The following is a 23,747-nucleotide window of genomic DNA, read 5'->3' on the forward strand; positions in this document are numbered from 1 at the left end:
TGCGAGTGGTGTATGTCCGGCAGCCATAATCTTTGCTTGACAGCTGAGGGTACTATTGTTGGTCGTCATGGTGGCTTTGCCAACAAGGTACGCGCCCATCACGCTTGGGTTGTGCCTTTACCTTCTGATATTGACCCTGTGACTGCTGGACCATTATTCTGTGGTGGTATCACAGTTTTTAATCCAATAGTACAGTTTGATGTCAAGCCAACAGATCGTGTTGGTGTGATTGGTATCGGTGGATTAGGTCATATGGCATTGAAGTTTCTTCATGCTTGGGGCTGTGATGTAACTGCATTCTCTACAAGTCCTGATAAGGAAGCGGAAGCAAGAGAACTTGGTGCAAATCATTTCATCAACTCCCGCGATCCAAATGCACTCAAATCAGTAGAAAATTCCTTCGATTTAATTCTCTCAACCGTCAACGCCGATTTAGATTGGAGCACTTACATTGCCTGTTTACGTCCAAAAGGACGACTACATTTTGTTGGCGTGGTTCCTAACCCCGTTTCCAGTCTTGTTTTCCCATTAATAGCGGCTCAGAAGTCAATCTCTGGTAGTCCGCTTGGTAGTCCCGCGACAGTCGCCAAAATGCTCGATTTTGCTGCTCGCCATAAGATTGAGCCAGTTATCGAAACTTTTGAATTCGATCAAGTCAACGAGGCATTAGAACGACTAAATAGTGGGAAAGCAAGATATAGATTGGTGCTGAAACACTAAATTTTAAGTCAGGCAATAGCTGCTGATAAGATAATTTGCAAGAACAATCATCTTTGTAGAGACGTTGGATGCAACGTCTCTACACGTGTGAAATCTCAAAAAACAATCCTTATTTAAAAATATTTAAACAGCGTTCCGGAATCCTTTACTGCTATGATGTAGCTAGTATCAAACCTCAACACGCCTCATATAGCTGACATGAAGTAGTAGTAGAAAACTGTTGCTCGAAAGCAACGAGTGTTAAATCAAATCTTGCACCTCATCCAAGGGTACGCCTTGAACTTAAGTACCCTACGGGAAGCCGCCCAAAGGGCGTCTACAAGGCTAATAGTCGAAGTCCGTTAAAACGGACTGGAATTTTTATGCAGTAAGCTAATTCCATACTTTGGCTATTCGCAGTAGAAATTTATTTTTTGGCGATGCTCCAAAGGAGCCGCTACGCGATAAGCCAGAGGCTTGACGCAAAGCGTATCGCGCAGAGAAAGAGACTTCTGGCGGCGTATCGCAAAGTTTGGTGCAAGAGATGAATCAACAAAGAGAAATCAGCAAAAACTCAGCAGGTTTGGTAAAAAGCAGCCATGCGCTAAATACTTTTTAAAAACTTATCTCTACAAAGAGCAGCCCTAAATATGTCTGTGGCTGGCTCTATTTGCTCGCTCCTATTGTGCGCGTTCGATAGGCGCTATTTGGTCATATTGAGGTTTGAGTATGCAGAAAAAATCAATAGTTTTAGCTGAGAATTTAGCTTACGAACTCAGTTCAACCAGGACTTTATTTAAAGGCATCCAAGTAAGCATTGGAGAAGATGAGCGCATTGCTTTAGTCGGTTCCAACGGTGTTGGTAAATCTACGCTGTTAAAGATTCTTGCAGGTCAACTTAGCCCCACGACAGGTTCTGTTACACGTCATGAAACGATTTACTATTTGCCTCAAATCAGTACTATTAAACAGGACATCAAAGCAGATACGGTATTCAATTACCTGAGTTCTATTTCTGAGGAATGGTGGAAAATTGAAGAGATTTTAGAGGCAAGATTCAGCACGACGCTTGACTTATCCTTACCGCTTTTAAATTTAAGTGGTGGGGAACTCACAAAGCTATTTTTGGCTATTGGTTTATCTGCTGAACCAAAAGTGTTACTGCTGGATGAGCCAACGAATCATATGGACTTGATGGCGTTAGAAAGTTTGAGAAATTTTCTGAATGACTTTAATGGAGCGTTTGTTATTGTCTCTCACAAGCCATTTTTTCTAGACCAAGTTACTGATATGACTTGGGAACTGTCACCAGAGGGTGTGAAGGTTTACGGAGGAAATTTTTCTCTGTATCGAGAGCAAAAGGAAATAGAATTGGAGGCGAGAGTGCGATCGCACGAAGTTGCGAGAAAAGAACTCAAGCGCACCAAAGCTTCAGCGTTGCAGGAACAGCAACGAGCAGCCCAGTCTAGCAAAAATGGTCGAGCCAAATTTCTCAACGGTAGTGTAGATAGAGCAGCTGCAGGACTGCTTAAAACAAAAGCCCAGGTTTCAGCAGGAATTGCAAAAAAGAGACATGAAGCGGCGGTAGCAAAGGCGACTCAAAGAGTTGCACAAACCAAAGTGAAAACAACGAAGGCGACAAGTCTTCAACTAGAAGAAAGAAGCCAAAAACGTAGAAATCTCATTGATATTCAAGGTGCAAATCTCAAGGTAGGAGAACACCTGCTGATTTCAAATATCCAGCTTCATGTGTCCTCTGGTGACAGAATAGTTATTGCTGGTGGTAATGGTTCAGGTAAATCTAGTTTGGCAAAAGCAATCTTGGGAATAGAGAATACAACAGCGATTTTGGAGTCAGGAGAGATTTTACTTGCTTCTGCGATGAAAGCTGTCTACCTCGACCAAACTTATGAACTGGTGAATCGAAAGCAGACGATTCTGGAAAATATGCAAGCTGCTAATCCTAATCTCAACTATCAGCTTTTGCGCCAGCAGTTGGGACACTTCCTTTTTAAAGAGGATGATGTCAACAAAAGCGCATCGGTGTTGAGTGGAGGTGAGTTGGCAAGGTTGGCAATCGCCATCATTAGTATTTCACAAATCGACCTGCTGATTCTTGATGAGCCAACGAATAACCTGGATATTGAAACGGTTGACCAAATGATTGAGGGTATCAATGAGTACCAAGGAGCGCTTTGGGTTATTTCCCACGATTTGGATTTCTTAAGCCGGATTAATATCACTCAAGCTTACAAGTTGAATGAGCAAGCGTTGCAACAGACAATGTATTTGCCTAGTGAATCTGAGCAATATTATGAAGAATTACTAGCCTGTCAAGATGGATGATGTCGAGGCTGAAGCGTTGCAGAAACATTTGCTATTTTCTTGGCTTTTCTTTCTGCTCTGAGTTGCTGAAGTTTTTTGGAAACTGGTGGAGGATTAAGTCGCTGTTCTTCCCTCATTGTGTGACCGTGTTCTATCCAGTTTTTCATATAAGCACTCACAACTTCTTTATTCTGTAAGTAATAAAGAATTGTTGCATAAACTTGTTCTAGGGTCAGTGATGTGTATAATTGAGCAATTTCCTCTGGAGTGCGACCACGATCAATGTATTCGTAAAGAATTGTTTCAATACCAATTCTTGAGTCCTTGAGCCGAATATCACCAGGAGTTAGGAAGTTGAAATAATCTGTTATTTGCGCTGTGGACATCGTTTTTCTCCTTTGATGTTTTTTGTCAAATGCATTAATAGTTTTTCCGCTTGTTTGGCAGTTAAGCGCGGTAATTTAGGCAACTTGTACCTCCAAAGTCCTGGTCAATATTTCCTTGTTTAAAAGTGCTTTTTTCTCCATACATAGGAGCGCTCGCCACTGACAGTAGCATCAGCCTGATTCTTGCCCGAAAAAGTCAGTACGTCTTTATTTTATACTGATTACTATCATATATAAGCATAATTACTAAGATAAAATTGGTTACAAATAGACTTAGTAGTGTGTGCTACAAAACAAGAATTGCAAAAAACAAATTTCTATCTCCACAACAGTCCAGCACTCAGGGATAAGCAGTAAAGCAGACAGGCAAGTTATAATTTTTTTGCAGATGAACGTAACAAAAATTTATGAGTGACCCCCTTTTACAAGCCTTTTTCGTTGGTAGAGCAGCTGCTGAAGTCCTCACCGAGAGGTTGGAGTTCGCTATTACAGACGCTCTCTCGGAACTCGGCAAATGGGACGCTGAAACTAGAGAGCAACTGCGCCAATTTACAGACGAAGTCCTAGAGCGAGCAAATCGTGCAGCAGATGCTGCTGGTGCTACTCAAACAACAAGCTATGGAGAAACTCGCTCAGCGCCAGTTGACTTACAAGCGACGATTGATGAACTACGAGCAGAAATAGCCACATTGCGAACAGAATTACAACGCTATCGCAGTGGCAATTCTTTGTAGAGACGTTGCACTGCAACCTTTCTACGAGAAAATTATAAAGGAACAGTTTTGGAATCAGAGTGTCTTTTCTTCCTACTGACTCGGTCAAAAACCAGCGGTACGCAAAGCATATGGAAAAAGGTTATTCAGATAAGGCATACCGTTGGAATCGCGAAAACTACTCTCGTAGACGGCGCTTTTTAGACATTTGGTCTTTTGTCTTGACCTTAATGTTTAAGCTTTGGCGGTACAACAAATCTTGGAGTTACCCAGGTGGAGTTACCGAAGCTAAACAAGCTGCTCGACGGAAGGCTCAAGCGGTATGGATTCGCAATACTCTGCTAGATTTAGGACCAACGTTTATCAAAGTTGGGCAACTATTCTCTACCCGTGCTGATATCTTCCCTAGCGAGTATGTCGAAGAACTTGCCAAACTACAAGATAAAGTGCCAGCATTTAGCTATGAGCAGGTAGAAGCGATTATTGAGCAAGAGTTAGGCAAAAAAATCCCCCAACTCTACCAAAGCTTTGAACCCATACCCCTAGCTGCTGCTAGCTTGGGACAAGTACACAAAGCTGTACTGCACTCCGGAGAAGCCGTAGTTGTCAAAGTACAACGTCCTGGTCTTAAGAAACTCTTTGAAATAGATTTACAAATTCTTAAGGGAATTACACGCTACTTTCAAAACCATCCTAAATGGGGACGGGGACGCGATTGGATGGGCATCTATGAGGAGTGTTGTCGCATTCTTTGGGAAGAAATTGATTATCTCAATGAAGGTCGCAACGCTGATACTTTTCGTCGTAATTTTCGTGCTTACGACTGGGTAAAAGTTCCACGTGTCTACTGGCGTTACACTTCATCGCGGGTATTGACTTTAGAGTATGTTCCTGGTATAAAGATTAGCCAGTATGAAGCAATAGAAGCAGCGGGTTTGGATCGGAAAATTATCGCTCGTCAGGGTGCCCAGGCATACCTACTTCAGCTACTCAATAATGGGTTTTTCCATGCTGACCCGCATCCCGGCAATATTGCCGTCAGTCCTAATGGTGCTTTGATATTCTATGATTTTGGCATGATGGGGCGCATTAAAACTAATGTGCGTGAAGGACTGATGGACACTCTGTTTGGCATTGCTTCAAAGGACGGCGATCGCGTTGTTCAATCTCTCATTGATTTGGGAGCGCTCGCGCCGGTGGACGACATGGGACCAGTGCGACGTTCTGTCCAGTATATGCTGGATAATTTTATGGATAAGCCCTTTGAAAATCAATCGGTAGCTGCTATTAGTGACGACTTGTACGAAATAGCATACGACCAGCCGTTTAGATTTCCAGCAACCTTCACTTTTGTGATGCGAGCTTTCTCGACACTCGAAGGCGTAGGAAAAGGGTTAGATCCAGAGTTTAATTTTATGGAAGTTGCCAAACCATATGCCATGCAGCTTATGACCGATATGAATGGTTCTGATAGCAATAGCTTTCTCAATGAATTGAGTCGTCAAGCAGTTCAGGTTAGCAGTACTGCATTAGGACTACCACGCAGGCTGGAAGATACACTAGAAAAGCTAGAACGGGGAGACGTACGTGTGCGTGTCAGATCTCTTGAAACAGAGCGCCTGCTACGACGGCAAACCAGTATTCAGCTGGGGATGACTTATGCTGTTATTGTGAGTGGTTTTACGCTTTCGGCTACGATCTTATTGGTAAAAGAATATATATGGTTGGCAATGCTTGCAGGTTTCATCGCAGTTGCAGTGTCAGGTTTACTGATTCGACTGCTGATGCGCCTCGACCGCTACGACCGTATGTCATAAATTTAGTGAATGGTATATGAAACTTAATTTTACCGGTGTTACGGATCCGGGACTTATTCGTTCTAATAATCAGGATGCTCACTATATCGACCCAGAAGGGCGTTTCTTCATTGTCGCTGATGGTATGGGTGGTCATGCAGGAGGCGAACAAGCAAGCCATATTGCTACTGGGGAAATTCAGACGTACTTGAGTGCTCATTGGAGTTCCTCTAAGCCTTCAGAGCAGTTATTAAAGGAAGCTTTATTAAAGGCGAATGAAGCAATTTTGCTTGATCAGCAAAGTCATTCGGAACGTTCGGACATGGGCACAACAATTGTAGTCGTCATTTTTCGTCCCAAAGAGCCACCATTCTACGCTCATGTTGGCGACTCAAGGCTATACCTTTTTCGGGATTCCCAATTGCAGCAAATCACGGAAGACCATACTTGGATAGCACGCGCTATTAAAATGGGTGAAATTACGCAACAAGAAGCCCGGATTCATCCCTATCGCCATGTGTTGTCTCGTTGTTTAGGGCGTGAAGACGTCAATCAAATTGATGTGCAACAACTAGATGTGAAAAGGGGCGATCGCCTACTGTTATGCAGTGATGGTTTAACAGAAGAACTCGCCGATCCAAAAATTGCTGACTATCTCCAACTCCCTGTGGTTAAAAAAGCTGCTCTTTCCCTAGTTGAAGCTGCAAAAGAGCACGGCGGACACGATAACATCACTGTTGTTATTGTCGCGCTGGAGTAGCAAAGAGGTTTTTAAAAACCCGCTTTTGCGGGTTTTATATTCTAACTCCCAAAGACTTGTGGCCAAGTTGTGACTAGGAAAACGACAACTGCTGCGATCGCCAACAACCCTTGAATCAAATTTCCAACCAGCGTACCTGCGACAATTCCAATACCAGCTTTAATCGCCAACCCCAAGTCTCGCCGATAAAGATATTCACCGATAATTGCTCCAAGCAGTGGTCCGAGTAACATTCCGAGTAATGGACCACCAAAAGGTAATGTTGGTAATAATCCAAAGAAACCTAGTACTAACCCAACAATTGCACCAATTTGTCCCCACTGACTTGCACCTGCTTTTCTTGCACCCAAGTAGCTTGCTAAAAAATCAACTCCCACACTCAGGAGTAAAACAATAACTGTGACAATGAGTGGTATTTTTATAGCGACAAACGAACCACTTATAAATCCCCAAATGATAATTGCTATTAAAATTAAACTGGCTCCTGGAATCGCAGGAACTACAGCACCGATAATACCTACAGCCATTACAGCAACAAGTAACCAATAAAGAATTTGCATAATTGTTGAGTTGTTGATTTTGCTATACACCACCTAATAACAGTTATCAGTTACCAGTTACCAGTTATCAGTTACCAGTTACCAGCTATCAGTTATCAGTTGTTAGTGTTTACTGTTTACTGTTTACTGTTTACTGTTCACTGTTCCCTGTTCCCTGTTCCCTGTTCCCTGTTCCCTGTTCACTGATTCAAAGTCACTGCTAATTTATCTGCAATTCCCGCAATCCACTTTTCATCTTGTTTAGTGTAACTGCGAGGAGCATTTGCTGCCAAAATTAAGACTCCATCTTCGCCAATGGGTTGACAAATGACACCTTGAGTGTTTTCGGGCAAATAATCAAATTCAACCCTTCCGGGATAAACTTTTAAATCTACCAGATAAACTGGCTTGTGTTTTTCTAGCACTCTTTTTAAGATTGGTCCTGGTACAACTTCCGACTTGGGACTTAGAATTCCCCGACGTAACAAAACTTTATTTTTGTAGAAAACGACGAGCGATCGCGTCACCGTATTAGTCAACAACAAATGTGATGCCCAAGCTAGTTCTGTTTTCACCGATGGCGGTAAATCCGGTGCAAGTACAAAACCTTCTTCGCCAATGAGTTGTACGGCTTCAGGTAAACGCGGTTGTACTTGCTGCCAAATTAACCCTACTAAAATCAAGACAGCACTCAAAATCACACCCAGAACATCTGCACGCGCTTGAGAATTTGTGAGTTCGCTTGAGAGCAAACGGTTCATGAGCAAAAGGACAGCGCCCAACCCACCTACTACGATAGGTAGACGCCGGAGAACCCTATTGGGATCGGATTTAGTCATCAGTATAAGTCCGTATTATCCCCTTATCCCCTTGTTTTTATTCCTCTCCTGGTTCAATAATGCGTTGGAATAAATAACCAGTTCCTCTTGCGGTGAGGATTAACTCTGGATTACTTGGGTCATCTTCCAATTTTGCCCGTAAACGGGAGATATGCACATCTACTACACGGGTATCCACATGGCGTTCTGGTGTATATCCCCAGACTTCTTGTAAAATTTCTGAACGGGAGAAAGCTTCTCCAGAACGGCTGACTAACAACTCTAGTAAGCTAAACTCCATGCCTGTTAAGCGAATGCGCTCATCGCCTTTATACACTTGCCGCTTATTCGTGTCAATTTTGATAGTCGCAACGTGAATCACTCCAGAACTAGGAATACCAGAGGCACCTATTTTGTCTACTCGCCGCAACACTGAGCGAATGCGGGCTTCTAGCTCTTTAGGGGAAAAAGGTTTGACTACGTAGTCATCAGCACCTAATTCTAAACCAGTAATTCGGTCAGCAACGTCCCCCAAGGCTGTTAACATAATAATTGGGACATCTGATTCTTTACGTAATTCTTGACACACGCCGTAGCCATCTAACTTCGGCATCATGACGTCTAAAACGACCAAGTCAGGCTCTGCTTTGCGAAAGGTATCCAAAGCTTCCTCACCGTCACCAGCCGTCACCACATCGTAGCCAATCATCGAAAGCCGCGTTTCTAAAATCCGGCGAATACTGGCTTCGTCATCTACCACGAGAATTTTTTCTTTATGACTTTCCAAGTTTCTCAACGCTCCTTAACTAAAATTTTTCATGATTAATTTTTACTACCATATTATTAAGATATCATTTCACAAATTGATTGAAAAAAACCCGCGCATACTACAATTATTGGATTCTAGTTTCCTCAAAAACTTAAGTAAAGATTAAGATTATTTAATAATATTAAGAATGGCAAAGCCAAAAAGTTATTACGTTTGTAACGAATGCGGAGCAGAATCCCCTCAATGGTTTGGTAAATGTCCAGCTTGCGGGACGTACAATTCTTTAGAAGAGCAGATTAATATCCAGTCATCAACAGATGTACCAAGTCGCGGAGTGAGTGGATGGCACGCTCAGGCAGGAGGTGGCAAAACGACTACGACCAAACCAGCTAAACCAGCCAAACCACGAGCTTCTTTAACTTTTGACCAGATTAGCGATCGCCAAGTCACACGTTGGGCTTCTGGCTATGAGGAACTTGATCGGGTGCTTGGCGGTGGAGTTGTTCCTGGTTCAATGGTGCTGATAGGCGGTGATCCAGGAATTGGGAAATCTACGCTGCTGTTGCAAGTGTCGAATAAACTCGCGCAGAGATACCGCATCCTCTACGTATCTGGAGAAGAATCAGGACAACAGGTGAAGTTAAGAGCCTCTCGTTTAGGAGTGACAAAAGCCCTAAGTTTAATAGGTGATGGTAACGGTAATGCCAAAGTAGCACAAGAAACTCCCGAAGCAACTCCCCAAGAAATGCCCAAAGTAGACGAAGCTGAGGGTATAGGTGCCGATTTGTATATTTTGCCAGAAACAGACTTGGAAGAGATTTTGCGGGAGATGGATTCACTCAAACCGAATGTGACAATTATTGATAGTATTCAAACAGTGTTCTTCCCGGCTCTGACTTCTGCACCAGGTTCTGTCGCCCAGGTACGCGAATGTACCGCAGCTTTGATGAAGGTGGCAAAGCACGACGACATCACAATGTTAATTGTGGGACACGTTACCAAAGAAGGGGCGATCGCCGGACCAAAGGTCTTAGAACACCTAGTTGATACAGTGTTGTATTTTGAAGGCGCTCGCTTTGCCTCGCATCGGTTATTACGGACAGTCAAGAACCGTTTTGGGGCAACTCACGAAATCGGCATCTTTGAAATGGTAGACAACGGACTGCGAGAAGTCCCCAATCCTTCAGAGCTATTTTTGGGTAACCGCGATGATCCGGCTCCTGGTACTGCAATTGTCGTTGCTTGTGAAGGAACACGCCCGATTGTCGTTGAATTGCAAGCTTTAGTCAGTCCTACCAGCTACCCCGCACCGCGTCGGGCGGGTACAGGTATAGATTATAACCGCTTAGTGCAAATTTTGGCGGTGCTAGAAAAGCGGGTAGGGATTCCAATGTCAAAGCTGGATTCTTATGTGGCGTCCGCAGGTGGGTTGAATGTAGAAGAACCAGCAGTGGATTTAGGAATAGCGATCGCCATTGTTGCCAGTTTCCGCGACAGGATAGTTGACCCCGGTACGGTACTTATAGGGGAAGTTGGCTTAGGAGGACAAGTCCGCTCAGTATCGCAAATGGAACTGCGGTTAAAAGAAGCAGCAAAGTTAGGATTTAAGAGGGCAATTGTCCCAAAAGGGCAAAAATACCCCGACTATAATATAGAAATTTTGCCAGTCTCAAAGGTGATAGATGCGATTATTGCAGCGATACCGCCGCAGCAGGGGCTGACAGAAGAAGATTTGGCACCGGATGAGGAGGATGAGGAGTAGAATTATACCTCTGGTCGCTTGCACCGGAGAGGCTTTACAGGACAAACAGCGTTTGAACACCCAAAGGAACACCCGTCATGATAGCCACTGCTACCCAAGATTACCAGATAACTTGGGAAAAGTTACCCGATGATTACGTACTACCAGACGAACCAGTGGATAACATTAACCAGCCTCCCCTTATCGCACTTGCCACTCATACTTACCCAATTTTGTCAAGCCTTAACAAGTTAAAAGTGGGTCATTATGAGAATTTTGATAGTTGAAGATGATGATCGCATTGCCAAACCATTAGCTGAGTATTTAAGACGCCAACACCATATTGTGGATATCACAAGCGATGGAATTGAGGGCTGGGAATGGTCTCAATCAGGGTTATACGAACTCATTTTATTAGATTTAATGCTCCCTAAATTAGATGGAATTACTCTGTGTCAGCGTTTACGTGCTGCTTCATCCAACACTCTCATCTTAATGCTGACAGCACGAGATACAACAGGCGATAAAATTATTGGACTCGATGCTGGAGCTGATGATTATTTAATCAAACCCTTTGATCTAAAAGAGTTAGCAGCACGCATCAGGGCTTTAGCTAGGAGAAGTCAGGAGATTCGCCCACCGATTTTAATCCACGGGGAAATGCAACTCAATCCTGCTAGCCAACAAGTTACTTATGCAGGGAATCTTCTATCATTAACTCCTAAAGAATATATGATATTAGAATGTTTTTTGAGAAATCCAAATCAAGTTTTGACTCGTTCGGCAATCCTTGATAAACTGTGGGAATTTGATAAGTCTTCTGGAGAACAAACCATCAAAACTCATATCACCAATTTACGGAATAAGCTCAGAGCCGCTGGAAGTTCAGAAGACTTTATTGAAAGTATCTACGGCATTGGTTATCGTCTCTGTCACAAATGAAACAATTGGTTAGTTTTTAGCATTTTTATCAACAAAGCTCTCAGCTAATAAATGATAATTTGATAGTCACAACAATGTGTTTCAAAAAATTCGTTATCGGTTATTGTTCTCTTACTTGGTGGTGTTCGCATCGCTGCTAGGAATATTTGCGATCGCAGTCCGAGTTGCTTTCACTCGCAGTCTCACTCAACAAACAACAGATAAACTCATAGCCATAGGACAAGGTGCAGCTGCAAATGCAGAGTTTGAAAAAGATCACCTGACAGTAGAAAGTGACTTTCGTCCACAAGACTTAATAACTCGTCATCAGGCATTGCAGTGGTTTGATACTCAGGGAAATTTGATAGCCCAACAAGGACAAACTGTCTTAACTTTACCTTTGTTACCAAGCACAATGGTACAAGTTCAAAGTGGCAAAGTCCCTATTCAAGCAGTGACTATACCAATTATTGGTAGCGATAATAATCAACTAGTTGGGTATGTCAGAGTAAGTCAATCCCTAGAAGAATTTGAGGAAACGCTCGAAAAATTGGACTGGGGATTAGGCGGTGGAATTATTATGACTTTGATTCTTAGTGGAGTTGCGGGAATTTTACTCACTCGTCAAGCGATGCAGCCAATTGAGGAGAGTTTTCAAAAACTTAAACAGTTTACTGCTGATGCTTCCCACGAACTACGCAGTCCGTTAATGGCAATTAAAATTAATGCTGATTTGGCGCTAGAATATCAAGAAGAAATAGGACCAAAAGATGTGGAAAAGTTTCAGGCGATCGCCAGCGCTACTAACCAGATGACTCGCCTCACAGAAGACTTACTATTGTTAGCACGTACCGATAAAGTTCCAAATCGGGATTGGGAGACTCTCAATTTAATGTCTATTTTAAAAAACTTAGTACAGCTGTATAAACCTCAAGCTCAAGCTAAGCAAATTAACTTGATATCTCAGTTGACTGAAAATTTTTATATGATGGGTGATTCAGTTCAACTAACGCGGCTGTTTACGAATTTAATTGAAAACGCCCTTTATTACACACCATCATCCGGCGTAGTTGAAATCAAAATGAGTCGTGTTGGTTCTCAGCTTTATGTGAATGTGCAAGATACGGGTGTGGGAATTGCGCCAGAGGATATCGACAAGGTTTTTGAGCGCTTTTGGCGGGCGGATCAGTCTCGTTCTTATTGGGGAGGTGGTTCTGGTTTGGGGTTAGCGATCGCTCAAGCCATTGCTCAAAATCATGGTGGATTGATTACTGTCACAAGTCAGTTAGGAGTTGGTAGTTGTTTTACAGTACGCTTACCAGCTTCTTGACTATCAAGACTTGATAAAAATTACCTTTCATGCTTGGTAAAATGAAGCAGCAAGTACCAAAATATAGTTACATTCACTATAAATACTATGAACTTTAGTATTGTTATTCCTGTAATTAACTCAAATATTTCTGGAGGTATGCTAATACCAACGAGTCCCAGCACTAAGAGTTTAGCCCAACGTTTTTCATACCACAAACCAACTGCTTCAATTGCAGTTACAATAGCATATACTCCAATAGCTATTCCGCTGAATTTCAGTTTTGTTGGACTGATATTGAGAATTTTATCTATAAGCCATTCAATAATTGTCAGTTTTGTTTCTAAAACATAAGATTCAGAAAAGGCAGCTAAGTTTTGGTAATTTTTTAGTGCTAATAGCAAGGTGATAGAAGTAACAGCTAGGAGTGAAGCAACAAAAGTTTTATAAATGACAATTGCTAATAAACCAGGTGGACGCTTATTGTTCACGTAATCTCTTCAAATTGTTTCACATCTAATTCGTTCTGATTATCCAGATTCTACAAAATAGGGATTGTAAAGGTTGTCTTCAACAATCCCCATCTAGTTAATATTTTGTTAGTATGCGCAACAGCAGTATTTTACTTAACTGCTGATACTTGCAACTAAAATAGTGTGGGTTTCAAATTCGCTACTTACCATCATTCTTGCTTTCACCATCGCCATCATTGCCTTTCTGAACTTGAATACTACTCTTGGGGCGAGTGGCTTCATTCTTCTCATCTTCTTGATTAGCATTCTCAGTGTAGAGAACCTTACCATTACCAGCATCAACTTTAATATCTTGCTGGGCAATTTCTACAGCATAAACTAAATTGCCATTTTCATTTTCGAGTTTGACGCGGCTAGCTTTACCTCCTACAGATGTTTCAGCTGCTTGCTGTGCTTGTTGTGCTGTAATTTTAGCTAGAGGTTGTAGTTTAGTTGCTTCTTGCTGTTCTTGTGCATCGTCGTTGGTTTCACCATCGCCATCACTGGCTTGCGCAACTTGGATAACGCTGTGATGCTGACGCACAATTGCTACTGGAGATTGTGGTTGTTTTGCAGACACAACTCGCGATAATCCAGCAAGTCCCAAAGTACCAAAAAAAGCTGTTGCCAAAATGATTTTTGTTGAAGTTTTCATAGTTGTAGAATACCTTTCATTCTGGGTTTGTCTTTTCACGGTACGTAATAAAAGTTCAGAAATAGTCAAGATTAGCTTGAGTTCACAAAATTCAATATCAAATAGTGACATCAAGTGATGATTAGATATTTAAGCTATTTTCTGTCCATCTATTAAGGGTAAATTCCGCTTGAGATAAAATCTTGACTTTTTCTTGACCTTTGGTGTGTATAGTGCAATCACTATGCACAAAATAAAGTTATAAAAATTTTTTTCTGCTCTATTGATAGGAGTGTTTTTCGGTACTTTTGTAACTCAATTGATATCAATAAGCTATAACTCATTACTTTAAGAAAGGAGGAGGAATACGATGAAAAAGATGTTAAATAGGGTTCCAGAGATTACACTTGTTTTCTGGATTATTAAAGTTCTCGCAACCACGGTAGGTGAAACGGCAGCAGATTATTTGTCAGTAACCCTGAACTTTGGTTTAAGTGCTACATCCTATATAATGAGCGGCATATTATTGATTGTGCTTTTGAATCAGTTTAGGCTGAAACGGTATATTCCATTAAGTTACTGGATTGTAGTTGTTTTGATGAGTATTACTGGCACACTGATCACTGATAGATTGGTGGACGAGCTTGGAGTTAGTTTGATGACAACTACTGTAATTTTTAGTGTTTCCTTGTTGGTAGTTTTTGCGCTCTGGTATTCAAACGAAAAGACATTAGCCATGCATTCCATAAATACAGCTAAAAGAGAACTTTTCTACTGGGTAGCTATTTTATTTACGTTTGCCTTAGGAACCGCAACAGGAGATCTCTTGGCAGAGGCTTTGAGAGTGGGTTATGCAGAATCAGCACTGATATTTGGCGCTTCAATTGCAATCATAGCGAGCAGTTATTATTACTTCCATATGAATGCTGTCTTGGCATTTTGGCTGGCTTACATCTTGACTCGTCCGCTTGGAGCATCTATAGGCGATTTACTATCCCAACCTGCTTCAAAAGGTGGCTTTGGTTTAGGTACGGTTAGCACTAGTATGCTTTTTCTTTCTATAATAACGAGTTTGGTTATTTACTTAAGCCTGAAGCAGAAGAAATCAGTATCATTGCCGATCAACTCACAAGACTAATTGGCGATACTCCCTTGGCGTCTGCGCCCTGCGCGATCTGCCGCTATGCTGCAGCGTTTGCGCAGCGCCCCCTAAGGGGCTAGCTATCGCCTGCTCAATATTGGGTATTTTTCTGTTTGTGATCTGGCGATGATGTATTTTTTTTCCTGACTTCTGACTCCTTGTACTAGCAACTTACGTTATTAGTGCCATTTAGCTCTTAGTTGTAAATACCAGACTTCGCTAATCTGATTTTTATTGTGAAAAAGAAATGAACAAAGTTGCAAAAGTCACAATTTTCTTCTGGATCATGAAGATCATCGCTACGACGCTCGGCGAGACGGCAGGTGACTTCATCTCAATGTCTCTTGGGCTGGGGTATTACATAGCCTTTGCCGTAACGTTCGCCATCCTGGCTATTTTCCTGTTTTTTCAAATTCAATCCGACAGATATCGTCCAGTCCTTTATTGGGCGGCTATCATTGCGACAACCACAGCCGGAACTGAAGTTTCAGACCTGATGGATCGATCTTTCGGATTGGGCTACGCAGTGGGATCGCTTATCCTGGTAGTCGGTCTCTTGAGCGTTCTTGCCATCTGGTACTACCGGGATCGGGATCTGAGCGTTTATCCGATTATGAGGAAAGACGCAGAGACAACCTATTGGCTGGCCATCGTGTTCTCCAACAGTTTGGGAACGGCCTTTGGTGACTTTCTGACAAGCAACTTGGGACTGAGCTATATTGAGGGCGCATTCGTGACGGCCAGCGTCATTGGTGTTGTCATCGCCCTTCACTACCTAACAAAGTTGAGCGATGTTCTCCTATTCTGGCTCGCGTTCATTTTCACGCGACCCTTCGGAGCCACCTTCGGAGATTTTCTTACCAAACCAGTCAAAGATGGCGGTCTATCACTGCCAAGGGGCTATGCTTCGGTAATTGCCTTTATCCTGCTGGCAGTTGTCCTATTCTTTTCCGTGCGAAAGGAGAAAAAAGTGCGTCAGCCACTTGAGTGATGCGTTTAAGCAGATAGATGATTCACCCCATAATAGGAACACCGGACTTGGATTTGCGGGGGGAACGTTTCTAATAACCCAAGTTGCTAGTTATCAAAAAGCGTCTTGTTTTAAGTACGAAATTCAAAAATCTAGTATTTTAAAGTACTGAAAATTGTGCTTTATTTATTATTATGATACGGTTTCGGCGCACTAACTAGCAACTTATGTTAATAGCTGGTTTGCTTGCCCTGGTATTGGCAGCCAATTATTATACCCAAATTTCCGCAGTCATGTTGTTTTGGATTGCATTTGTCCTAACCCGACCATTTGGTGCAACACTGGGGGATGTTCTTACAAAACCACACGAAAAAGGTGGCCTCGGTTTTGGTACTATCGGCTCATCTATAGTCCTTGTGTCAATACTTGGAGTCTGTATCTTATTCACAACTCTAAAGCAGAGAAGACTAACCGTAGCTGGGCCTTCTAACGATGAATGACATTAAAGTATGCTCCGAAAAATTTCAACCTTCTGGTTGCGTCATATACATCCTCATTTGGCTCCCTTAATTGCCACAATCGGTACTGTTGGACTTATTAGTTGTCTGCTTATCCTTTTTGTTTTAGCAAAGTTAGCTGAAGAGGTTTTAGAGCGAGAAGCTTTTGCATTTGATACTAATTTTCTGTTATGGCTACATCAGTTTGCCAATCCAACTCTAGATAATTTAATGCTATTTATTACACATCTTGGTAATCCTAATATAGTAGTTATAGTTGCAGGGGTTACTCTCTTGTTACTTTGGTGGCGACGTTACCGAGAAGAAGCGAAAGCTTTTGTACTTGCTTGCTTGGGAGCATTCATTTTAAATACAGGACTAAAGTTGTTTTTTTCTAAACCTCGCCCTGAACTTTGGCATCGCTTAATTTCTGAAAAATCTTTTAGTTTTCCTAGTGGTCATGCACTAGGTTCTATGGTGCTATACGGTTTTATCGCTTACTTGCTAGCAATTCATTATCCTAAGTTATCCAGAGTTATTTACAGTTTTGCCGCTATTTTCATCGCAGCCATTGGCATCAGTCGCTTATATTTAGGAGTACATTGGCCCACAGATATCATTGCAGGTTATGGAGTCGGTTTCTTATGGTTGATGATATGTATTACGATGCTAAAATTGCAAATATTGAGACTGTCTCAATGATGCTTTAGAAATTTTCTCATTACGGCTGCTCTGCTTGGGAATGCCCTCATGGAGGCTCCCCTTGCAGTAAAATTAGGCAGAATCAGGAAACAAGGAATTGCGATCGCCCTCTGGGGCGCTGCACTTTGCGCGATACGCACAAGCCGAAGTCCAGAGGCTTATCGCCTTCTCCTTCAAACACGTTACGCCCCAGAATGCCTGTGTGCAGGACTTACGGCAGTGTTCTTTGCCTAATCGCTATCAGAAGCTGAAGGACTAGCTTTTTCAGAACATTCTGCGTTTTGTGCCTGCTTTCTTTTGGCAACAATTTCTTCCAGTTCTTTCAGATGTTGTGCGCTAATTAACTCTTCATCTTCAAGGTTAAATATATCTGAACTGTACTCTTCTTGTTGCTCATTTAAATTTTCTAATTCTTTTGTAATTATTGATAATGCTTTTCCTTGAGCCATTGAGGTTTTTAACACTTCAAACCGTGCCGCTTCATCAAGACGACATAATAACCGTAAGATTATACGATGAATTCTAATTTCATTCCCAAAATCAAACATTGTGGTATGAGGTTCATCGTCAGAACGCAACAGTTCTTCTCCCACATCAAACAAAGCTTGTACAATTGAGGCAATGCAATCAGTTGGAATTTCGTTGAGCGTGCTATCTTCAAGTTTTTCTAAAAATGCCCTAACTTGAGTTGTACTATCAGGACGTATTTGCTCAGACAATTCTATAAGTTTCTTTCCAAATAGCTTGGGATCACAAGCTGAAGCAAGAATAGCTTGAATCTGAGTATTAGATAAATCATCTTCTGATAAAGTTAAACGGAAGTAGATAGGAAATATTTCTGAACAGCATACACGCTGTTGACTTCGCCACTTTAATTCTTGTTGTTCATCATAACATCTCTTTCCCCAAACAGCTTGTAATTTAGGAAAAATAATTTTTAGCAAATTTTTAACAGGTTGCTTATCTTTGTCTTGCAATTGGGCAAGCCAAGAATTATGAAAGTTTTTCAGAGCATCTAAGGAAGAATCTATTTTTCCTACAAAATAGTTTTTGTTTTTACGAATTATGTCATATACCATTGGGTAAAAAACCCGCAGTGATTCTAAAGCAATAAAATCTATTGGGTTCACTTCGCCTTTCACTACCGGATATGTCATTGTTAGGGTGTCAGTCAGATGAACAATGTCGCGGAGGTTCGTAATGAAGTGGTCTATTCCTTGAAAGTAAACATTGCTCCAGTAGGTTTGCTCAAATACCTCAGCCAGCGGCGTGGATGGGTTTTCCACATCAGCTTCCTTCAAGTCAGCAACCTGCTGCAGTTCTGGTTCTTCAGCGCTTGGACTTGTTTCATCACACGGTTGGCTGGAGTTGAGGTCATCCTCGTCGTTTGGTGTACCAATCAGAATACTATCGAGTTTTTCAAAAAGTAGCCGACGAAGTGAAGTTTTATCTGGATTAGGTAACTCAAAAGCAACTTGAATAGATTTCTCCAAATATGCTTCTGGTGATTTCTCCTGAGTATCGGAAAGTGCTTTGTTAACAACTTCTTTATCAAAAACCAGAAGATAGACAACGTTAGTAAAATTCGGAATTGCTTTAAAAATGCGAAATAGCTGTTTGATATCCTCTGTGGGAAGCCTATCAATATCGTCAATTGCGACGACTATTCGTCGCTGCTGCTGCACCACTGTGTTTTCGACTTCTTCTTTTAACTCGGAAGCTTCCTTTTGTTGATCGTTAAATAATGTTGCTACTGCCTTACCAGCTTGAGCGTAAGGTAAGGGAATTTCAGAAATAACTTTAGCAAAACCGGCTATTCGCTCTCTCAAACCTTTGGGTACATACATTACAGACGTTAAAACGCTATGTAATTGGTCAAAAAAGCGCCTTGTAATGTCTTGGTTTCCAGTAAACAACCAAGCACTAAAGGGAACGATGATTGGTTGCTCCTCATCAGGCTTTTGCTTAAGATAATGAACTACAAAGTTCAACAGTGTCGATTTTCCGGAACCCCAAGAACCGTACACTGCAATCACGAACCCTTCAGTAACGGTCATTTTGCAAATACTGTCTGCCAAATGCTTGGCGAAGGGCGCATATCCTAATCGGTCTTTTTCTGGTTCGATGAAGAGGTCATCTTGCAGGTGGTTATGAGTTTCAGTCTGTGCCATAAAAAACTTTTGTGAGTTGTACTGCAATCGTGACACATATAGTAGGTAGCGCTATGCCACCCTACGATAGAATTCTGTGCGAATCGCCGTACATATCATAGGTATGCATATGCCTGTCCAAGGATAAAATTTTTAAGCTGAAGTAAATACTTTTTCGCGATGCAAATTAACTGGCAAACTGCTAAAACCTACGAAGACATTCTTTACCATAAAGCTGATGGCATTGCAAAAATTACCATCAACCGTCCTCACAAACGCAATGCCTTTCGTCCCAAAACCGTTTTTGAACTATATGACGCCTTCTGCGACGCCCGCGAAGATACTAGTATCGGCGTTGTGCTATTTACTGGTGCTGGTCCACACACTGATGGTAAGTACGCCTTTTGTTCTGGAGGCGACCAAAGTGTGCGAGGACACGCTGGCTATGTAGACGATGATGGCATACCGCGTTTGAACGTGCTGGACTTACAACGTCTGATTCGTTCCATGCCAAAAGTGGTTATTGCCCTTGTTGCTGGGTATGCAATTGGTGGAGGACACGTCCTGCACTTAATTTGTGATTTGACTATTGCGGCTGATAACGCCATTTTTGGACAGACTGGTCCGAAAGTCGGCAGTTTCGATGGTGGTTTTGGTGCTAGCTATCTTGCCCGGATTGTTGGACAAAAAAAGGCGCGAGAAATCTGGTTTCTCTGCCGACAGTACAATGCACAGCAAGCACTAGAAATGGGTTTAGTCAATTGTGTTGTTCCAATAGAACAACTTGAAGCTGAAGGTATCCAGTGGGCCCGAGAGATTTTAGAAAAAAGCCCCATCGCCATTCGTTGTCTAAAAGCAGCATTTAACGCTGACTGTGATGGACAAGCTGGTTTGCAAGAATTAGCTGGCAATGCCACTTTACTTTATTACATGACAGAAGAAGGACGAGAGGGAAAACAAGCATTTTTAGAAAAACGTCCACCTAACTTTCATCAATATCCCTGGCTGCCCTAAAAACAAAAAAATCGCACCTTTGATAAAAGGGGCGATTTTTTGAGTGTTCAGGTCTTTTGACGACCTATAAATATTAAAAGCGAATTTTATTTTCGATGAACTACTTTCGTAGGTAATAATTGGTAGCTAAGCCTATGTGTGTCATTTCTACAAAGTGAAATGTGAAATATTCGCCCTCGGAGGGTCATGATCAATTTCTCTTCCACAAAAATAGCTATGAATAAATTCGCTCAAAACAGCACTAAAAGGGTGCTTCTGCAATTTGACTTTTCCTGTTTTTGCAAAACACAGCTATATTAAGATAGCCTCAGCTTTTGTCTTTTCAGAAGAGCAAGGAGTCGCTATTTCCTCAACGGGATCAAGGGCAGGTTTGTTTAAACCCGCAGCCATGACTGATGTTGCATCTGGCAAACTCCAAACATCTTCTAAATTTTCCCAAGAGGGAGCAAACGGTGGGAGCGCCAAAGAACAAGCCTTCCAATTTCCTCGAACTGGTGCTCCCAACTGTTGGCAGAATCCGCCGCGACGTCCCTCTAGGTTGTAATAACGACAATATCTACAGGCAGAAGTCAATGATTTCATCTGTTTCATATTTAGTGCCTTTAGTGCCGTTTTAGGGCTAATTTTCTTCCTTTATTTTGCGTCTACATACAGAATGTGGGTTTTAGCTGGAACCTTTGAAGTACCTAGGTTCTAGCGATCCCAACGAAAAAATTAACTTTATAATGTTTTTAGGTTTGTGTTACATTTTTCATTTTTTTTGTTAACAAAGTGATACATTAATTGCGATGGATTAAGCATACTCGGTCTTGACTGAAAGTCATTGGGGATCAAAGCTAAATATAAATATAACGATGTGAGTCGCTCTTGAACTTCAGCCTTAGGAGACACTTTGTAAGATGCAATTAACTGTATCTTTAGAAAGAAATAACACAATTGAATCGCAACTAAGATCAGATATCAATAAATATAAAAACTCTCTCTTTAGGGAGAGGAAGTTAGTGGTAAAAAACATAGTCTTTTTAGCGATTCATCAGATCATGAAAAAACTTTTTTGAGAGATATATAATCAAAAACCGACTGCACAATACTAAGTTATTAGTCCTGAGTAGGATTAACGAAAGTAGAAAAAAGAATCAATAAAGAATTCCGGAGAATTCCTGAATTTTGAATTCTGAATTCTGACTCCTTTGTTTAAATACTCAGCAGGACTTTAAAGATTGTTTAGCAGCACATAGAGAACAGACACCCCAGCGCTGAAGTTCGCCGGGTGGAGTGGGACAATGGCAGAGGGGACAAAGGGGTAAATTGTGCGATCGCCCTTGCACTGTTCTAGCCCAATTTTGGAAAGCAGCATTGGCATCCTTTGCTTTGGGCGTCACATCACCGTCGTCTATACTCATGCCATCACCCACGTAACTCGGATGTTCTTGACGCGATATTGTTTGTTGTTTCTTGGGAATGTTTTGAGGACGCTGCCATCCAGCAGTAGAAAAATGAATATCCTTCAAACCAATTGACAGTTTTTGATTCAACTTTAAAATTAAGCGCTGGCGCTCAAAAGTTAGGTTCTGTGCCCAAGCCGCACTCGATGTTGCCACCCGCAAAACATCGCGCTGGAGTGACAACGGTTTAGTGTGAGCAACTACCATCGATCCTACGACTTGGGCCCAACACGCGAGCAAACGTTGAAATGGCGGCTCTTGCCATTCGGGTTGAGCTGCCAAAACCTCTAAAATATCATTAATGGATTTCAACGAAATTTACCTGACCTTCGCAAAAACTACAGCACAGCTGTGCAATATATTTATAGCAATCCTAAATGATAAGCCCTATGCCTGCGGCAAACGGGCATACACAAAGCGTATGCCTACGGCACGCTAGGCTTTGCGCTTACGCTTGCGTGCCGTAGGCATACGTGAAATTTTTCATGAAGAACACTGGGCAAGCTCAACAGTTGTTTCACAACTAAAATAGGACTGCTATATGATATTTATCGCGCTTGATTGGCAAAAATATATTTTTAAATTAATCCCGTACTCCAGGTTTGAGGCAGATAGGCAATGAGTGAAAACCCCCTAATAGATACGTCGGGTGCTCAATCTTCTAAAACAATAGGGTTGAAACCACCACTAGCAGCCGCACTGGCTAGTTTGGAAGTCCAACTTGATCAAGAATTAGCTCGATACCGACGCACACGAATTGGATACAGAACCCCAAACCAACCCCGTGCAAGCATTTCCACTAGCAGTAAACTTCAACCGTTCACTGTTGTGAGTGCGACAGCAAGCAAAACAAAATCACTACCTGAGGAGAATCTCAAAGAGACTTTCCGGAAGTATGGGTTGGCAACAGAGAAAACACATACTCCAAATACTTTGCTTCCGCAGGAATCTATTCTTTCAGAAACGAAAATTAACCCGGCTATTCCTCCAGTACAAATTCAAAATCAGGTGAGCGCATCAGATACAATACTGGATGCTTTGTTATCACCAGAAATCTCACAGTCACAGACCTCAGCTTCCTCAAAAACAGAAAATCTACAATCTCATGTAGATTCAATCCCAAGCAACTTTGCCGAAGCACAAATCTCTCTACCGTCAAATGCCATTGTCGTACGCACACAAATCCAAGAACCAAGTCAGAGTCAGAGGGAAAATATTTCAAACTCACAAGAGAATACAAGCAAAAAACCAAATGACTACTTAAAATCGTCTGAAGCACTACTGAGAAGTTTAGTAGAAGATGAACCACCAAAGACTCAAGCGGCAAGCAATTCTAACAACAGTCTGCTATCTCCCTTGGGCATTGGCTCGATGTTACTACTGTTCTTAGGAAGTCTGACGCTGGGCTATATCGTCTTCAATTTCAAGACCTTCCCACAAATTAGTTTTGATCGATTATTTCAACAAAACGCGCCCCCCACTGGGCAAAAGACGCCAGAAAGTAACAAAAATGTGAAAACTGTAGCTCAACCAACTTTCACACCCATACCTAATCTTGGAACGAACTCTACGCCAAACTCAACAGCAACAACTTCCCAAAAGCCGGATACAGAAATCAAACCGTCAGCAGATGGATTTTATCATGTGATTATTGACAATCAAGGTGATAGCGCTTTTGCCTCTGCACGGCGAGTCGTTCCTGATGCTTACTTATCACCCGACGGTAAAATTATTTATCTGGGTGCCCTCAAGAAAAAAGAGCAAGCACAAACACTCCTACAAGAACTAAAAGCACAAGGCATTAATGCCAAAATTCAGCAGCCTTAAGGCAGTTGACGCAGCTCTAAAAGGGGTAAGTAACTGAAAGATAATATATGGGCATATCTCGGCAACTCTTGCGGAATGC

Annotated in this window: 24 protein-coding genes and 1 pseudogene; 16 read left to right on the forward strand and 9 right to left on the reverse strand. The window is 41.9% G+C overall.

Going from position 1 to position 23,747, the window contains the following annotated elements:
• The coding region (locus DP116_RS11880; protein ID WP_169155386.1) for an NAD(P)-dependent alcohol dehydrogenase at positions 1 to 720 on the forward strand (720 nt) is incomplete at its 5' end.
• A 708-nt stretch (positions 721 to 1,428) separates the two neighbouring features.
• Positions 1,429 to 3,045 (forward strand): ribosomal protection-like ABC-F family protein, encoded by a 1,617-nt coding sequence (gene abc-f / locus DP116_RS11885; RefSeq protein WP_169155387.1) that lies wholly within the window; start codon positions 1,429 to 1,431, stop codon positions 3,043 to 3,045.
• On the opposite strand, the gene DP116_RS11890 is transcribed toward abc-f, so the two are convergent.
• Positions 3,033 to 3,410 (reverse strand): DUF433 domain-containing protein, encoded by a 378-nt coding sequence (locus DP116_RS11890; RefSeq protein WP_169155388.1) that lies wholly within the window; start codon positions 3,408 to 3,410, stop codon positions 3,033 to 3,035. The two genes, abc-f and DP116_RS11890, sit on opposite strands and share 13 nt — an antisense overlap.
• A gap of 407 nt (positions 3,411 to 3,817) precedes the next feature.
• On the opposite strand from DP116_RS11890, the gene DP116_RS11895 reads away from it, so the two are divergent.
• The 3 genes from DP116_RS11895 (at position 3,818) to DP116_RS11905 (ending at position 6,679) form a co-directional block, all read left to right on the forward strand.
• A complete protein-coding gene (locus tag DP116_RS11895) occupies positions 3,818 to 4,144 on the forward strand; it encodes a DUF6825 family protein (RefSeq protein ID WP_169155389.1) in 327 nt (108 codons plus the stop codon).
• 110 nt (positions 4,145 to 4,254) lie between these two features.
• On the forward strand, positions 4,255 to 5,940 hold the full coding sequence (locus DP116_RS11900; RefSeq protein WP_169155390.1) for an ABC1 kinase family protein: 1,686 nt from the start codon (positions 4,255 to 4,257) through the stop codon (positions 5,938 to 5,940).
• 16 nt (positions 5,941 to 5,956) lie between these two features.
• Positions 5,957 to 6,679 (forward strand): Stp1/IreP family PP2C-type Ser/Thr phosphatase, encoded by a 723-nt coding sequence (locus tag DP116_RS11905; protein WP_169155391.1) that lies wholly within the window; start codon positions 5,957 to 5,959, stop codon positions 6,677 to 6,679.
• Between the two features lie 41 nt (positions 6,680 to 6,720).
• On the opposite strand, the gene DP116_RS11910 is transcribed toward DP116_RS11905, so the two are convergent.
• From DP116_RS11910 to rpaB, 3 genes are all read right to left on the reverse strand, one after another.
• The gene (locus tag DP116_RS11910; protein WP_169155392.1) at positions 6,721 to 7,239 is read right to left on the reverse strand and encodes a DUF456 domain-containing protein; all 519 of its coding nucleotides are present in this window, start codon (positions 7,237 to 7,239) and stop codon (positions 6,721 to 6,723) included.
• Positions 7,240 to 7,418: 179 nt separating this feature from the next.
• On the reverse strand, positions 7,419 to 8,057 hold the full coding sequence (locus DP116_RS11915) for a cofactor assembly of complex C subunit B (protein ID WP_169155393.1): 639 nt from the start codon (positions 8,055 to 8,057) through the stop codon (positions 7,419 to 7,421).
• Between the two features lie 37 nt (positions 8,058 to 8,094).
• Positions 8,095 to 8,823 (reverse strand): response regulator transcription factor RpaB, encoded by a 729-nt coding sequence (gene rpaB, locus DP116_RS11920; protein WP_169155394.1) that lies wholly within the window; start codon positions 8,821 to 8,823, stop codon positions 8,095 to 8,097.
• 169 nt (positions 8,824 to 8,992) lie between these two features.
• On the opposite strand from rpaB, the gene radA reads away from it, so the two are divergent.
• From radA to DP116_RS11940, 4 genes and pseudogenes are all read left to right on the forward strand, one after another.
• Positions 8,993 to 10,567, forward strand: coding sequence for a DNA repair protein RadA (gene radA / locus DP116_RS11925; protein WP_169155395.1), 1,575 nt, complete (start codon positions 8,993 to 8,995; stop codon positions 10,565 to 10,567).
• Between the two features lie 77 nt (positions 10,568 to 10,644).
• Positions 10,645 to 10,791 (forward strand): annotated as a pseudogene (locus DP116_RS11930) (Uma2 family endonuclease); the annotation flags it as partial.
• A gap of 22 nt (positions 10,792 to 10,813) precedes the next feature.
• Positions 10,814 to 11,488, forward strand: coding sequence for a response regulator transcription factor (locus DP116_RS11935; protein ID WP_169155396.1), 675 nt, complete (start codon positions 10,814 to 10,816; stop codon positions 11,486 to 11,488).
• Positions 11,489 to 11,564: 76 nt separating this feature from the next.
• Positions 11,565 to 12,797, forward strand: a complete 1,233-nt coding sequence (locus tag DP116_RS11940; protein ID WP_169155397.1) for an ATP-binding protein — start codon at positions 11,565 to 11,567, stop codon at positions 12,795 to 12,797.
• Between the two features lie 20 nt (positions 12,798 to 12,817).
• On the opposite strand, the gene DP116_RS11945 is transcribed toward DP116_RS11940, so the two are convergent.
• Both DP116_RS11945 and DP116_RS11950 read right to left on the reverse strand, forming a co-directional pair.
• Positions 12,818 to 13,267, reverse strand: coding sequence for a DUF2127 domain-containing protein (locus DP116_RS11945; protein WP_169155398.1), 450 nt, complete (start codon positions 13,265 to 13,267; stop codon positions 12,818 to 12,820).
• 181 nt (positions 13,268 to 13,448) lie between these two features.
• Positions 13,449 to 13,943 carry a PepSY domain-containing protein gene (locus DP116_RS11950; RefSeq protein WP_169155399.1) on the reverse strand — a complete coding sequence of 165 codons (495 nt, stop codon included), beginning with the start codon at positions 13,941 to 13,943 and terminating at the stop codon, positions 13,449 to 13,451.
• Between the two features lie 349 nt (positions 13,944 to 14,292).
• Here DP116_RS11950 and DP116_RS11955 point away from each other — a divergent pair, with 349 nt between their 5' ends.
• The 5 genes from DP116_RS11955 (at position 14,293) to DP116_RS11975 (ending at position 17,466) form a co-directional block, all read left to right on the forward strand.
• Complete coding sequence (locus DP116_RS11955) at positions 14,293 to 15,060, forward strand: COG4705 family protein (RefSeq protein ID WP_169155400.1); 768 nt, start codon at positions 14,293 to 14,295, stop codon at positions 15,058 to 15,060.
• 250 nt (positions 15,061 to 15,310) lie between these two features.
• Positions 15,311 to 16,054, forward strand: a complete 744-nt coding sequence (locus DP116_RS11960) for a COG4705 family protein (protein WP_169155401.1) — start codon at positions 15,311 to 15,313, stop codon at positions 16,052 to 16,054.
• Positions 16,055 to 16,326: 272 nt separating this feature from the next.
• Positions 16,327 to 16,533 carry a COG4705 family protein gene (locus DP116_RS30275; protein WP_369333949.1) on the forward strand — a complete coding sequence of 69 codons (207 nt, stop codon included), beginning with the start codon at positions 16,327 to 16,329 and terminating at the stop codon, positions 16,531 to 16,533.
• A 9-nt stretch (positions 16,534 to 16,542) separates the two neighbouring features.
• Positions 16,543 to 17,232: a phosphatase PAP2 family protein gene (locus tag DP116_RS11970; RefSeq protein ID WP_169155402.1), complete on the forward strand. Its 690-nt coding sequence runs from the start codon at positions 16,543 to 16,545 to the stop codon at positions 17,230 to 17,232.
• Positions 17,233 to 17,280: 48 nt separating this feature from the next.
• A complete protein-coding gene (locus DP116_RS11975) occupies positions 17,281 to 17,466 on the forward strand; it encodes a hypothetical protein (RefSeq protein WP_169155403.1) in 186 nt (61 codons plus the stop codon).
• Here DP116_RS11975 and DP116_RS29235 read toward each other — a convergent pair.
• Positions 17,463 to 19,403, reverse strand: coding sequence for a KAP family NTPase (locus DP116_RS29235; protein WP_246275595.1), 1,941 nt, complete (start codon positions 19,401 to 19,403; stop codon positions 17,463 to 17,465). The genes DP116_RS11975 and DP116_RS29235 overlap by 4 nt on opposite strands.
• 159 nt (positions 19,404 to 19,562) lie before the next feature.
• Here DP116_RS29235 and menB point away from each other — a divergent pair, with 159 nt between their 5' ends.
• Positions 19,563 to 20,396 (forward strand): 1,4-dihydroxy-2-naphthoyl-CoA synthase, encoded by an 834-nt coding sequence (gene menB / locus DP116_RS11985; protein WP_169155404.1) that lies wholly within the window; start codon positions 19,563 to 19,565, stop codon positions 20,394 to 20,396.
• A 291-nt stretch (positions 20,397 to 20,687) separates the two neighbouring features.
• Here the strand turns inward: menB and DP116_RS11990 are convergent, their stop codons facing one another.
• Entirely contained in the window at positions 20,688 to 20,987 is a 300-nt protein-coding gene (locus DP116_RS11990) for a hypothetical protein (RefSeq protein WP_169155405.1), read from the reverse strand.
• A 611-nt stretch (positions 20,988 to 21,598) separates the two neighbouring features.
• Entirely contained in the window at positions 21,599 to 22,159 is a 561-nt protein-coding gene (locus DP116_RS11995) for a DciA family protein (protein WP_169155407.1), read from the reverse strand.
• 300 nt (positions 22,160 to 22,459) lie between these two features.
• Between DP116_RS11995 and DP116_RS12000 the strand changes: the two genes are divergently transcribed.
• Complete coding sequence (locus tag DP116_RS12000) at positions 22,460 to 23,668, forward strand: SPOR domain-containing protein (RefSeq protein WP_169155406.1); 1,209 nt, start codon at positions 22,460 to 22,462, stop codon at positions 23,666 to 23,668.
• Positions 23,669 to 23,747: the final 79 nt, after the last annotated feature.

The organism is Brasilonema bromeliae SPC951 (assembly GCF_012912135.1).
Classification (GTDB): Bacteria; Cyanobacteriota; Cyanobacteriia; order Cyanobacteriales; family Nostocaceae; genus Brasilonema; species Brasilonema bromeliae.

Excerpts from the sequence above, each read along its gene's own strand:
- abc-f (WP_169155387.1), top strand. The coding sequence starts at position 1,429 with ATGCAGAAAAAATCAATAGTTTTAGCTGAGAATTTAGCTTACGAACTC.
- DP116_RS11890 (WP_169155388.1), bottom strand. The coding sequence starts at position 3,410 with ATGTCCACAGCGCAAATAACAGATTATTTCAACTTCCTAACTCCTGGT.
- DP116_RS11895 (WP_169155389.1), top strand. The coding sequence starts at position 3,818 with ATGAGTGACCCCCTTTTACAAGCCTTTTTCGTTGGTAGAGCAGCTGCT.
- DP116_RS11900 (WP_169155390.1), top strand. The coding sequence starts at position 4,255 with ATGGAAAAAGGTTATTCAGATAAGGCATACCGTTGGAATCGCGAAAAC.
- DP116_RS11905 (WP_169155391.1), top strand. The coding sequence starts at position 5,957 with ATGAAACTTAATTTTACCGGTGTTACGGATCCGGGACTTATTCGTTCT.
- DP116_RS11910 (WP_169155392.1), bottom strand. The coding sequence starts at position 7,239 with ATGCAAATTCTTTATTGGTTACTTGTTGCTGTAATGGCTGTAGGTATT.
- DP116_RS11915 (WP_169155393.1), bottom strand. The coding sequence starts at position 8,057 with ATGACTAAATCCGATCCCAATAGGGTTCTCCGGCGTCTACCTATCGTA.
- radA (WP_169155395.1), top strand. The coding sequence starts at position 8,993 with ATGGCAAAGCCAAAAAGTTATTACGTTTGTAACGAATGCGGAGCAGAA.
- DP116_RS11935 (WP_169155396.1), top strand. The coding sequence starts at position 10,814 with ATGAGAATTTTGATAGTTGAAGATGATGATCGCATTGCCAAACCATTA.
- DP116_RS11950 (WP_169155399.1), bottom strand. The coding sequence starts at position 13,943 with ATGAAAACTTCAACAAAAATCATTTTGGCAACAGCTTTTTTTGGTACT.
- DP116_RS11955 (WP_169155400.1), top strand. The coding sequence starts at position 14,293 with ATGAAAAAGATGTTAAATAGGGTTCCAGAGATTACACTTGTTTTCTGG.
- DP116_RS11960 (WP_169155401.1), top strand. The coding sequence starts at position 15,311 with ATGAACAAAGTTGCAAAAGTCACAATTTTCTTCTGGATCATGAAGATC.
- DP116_RS30275 (WP_369333949.1), top strand. The coding sequence starts at position 16,327 with ATGTTGTTTTGGATTGCATTTGTCCTAACCCGACCATTTGGTGCAACA.
- DP116_RS11970 (WP_169155402.1), top strand. The coding sequence starts at position 16,543 with ATGCTCCGAAAAATTTCAACCTTCTGGTTGCGTCATATACATCCTCAT.
- DP116_RS11975 (WP_169155403.1), top strand. The coding sequence starts at position 17,281 with ATGGAGGCTCCCCTTGCAGTAAAATTAGGCAGAATCAGGAAACAAGGA.
- DP116_RS29235 (WP_246275595.1), bottom strand. The coding sequence starts at position 19,403 with ATGGCACAGACTGAAACTCATAACCACCTGCAAGATGACCTCTTCATC.
- menB (WP_169155404.1), top strand. The coding sequence starts at position 19,563 with ATGCAAATTAACTGGCAAACTGCTAAAACCTACGAAGACATTCTTTAC.
- DP116_RS11990 (WP_169155405.1), bottom strand. The coding sequence starts at position 20,987 with ATGAAACAGATGAAATCATTGACTTCTGCCTGTAGATATTGTCGTTAT.
- DP116_RS12000 (WP_169155406.1), top strand. The coding sequence starts at position 22,460 with ATGAGTGAAAACCCCCTAATAGATACGTCGGGTGCTCAATCTTCTAAA.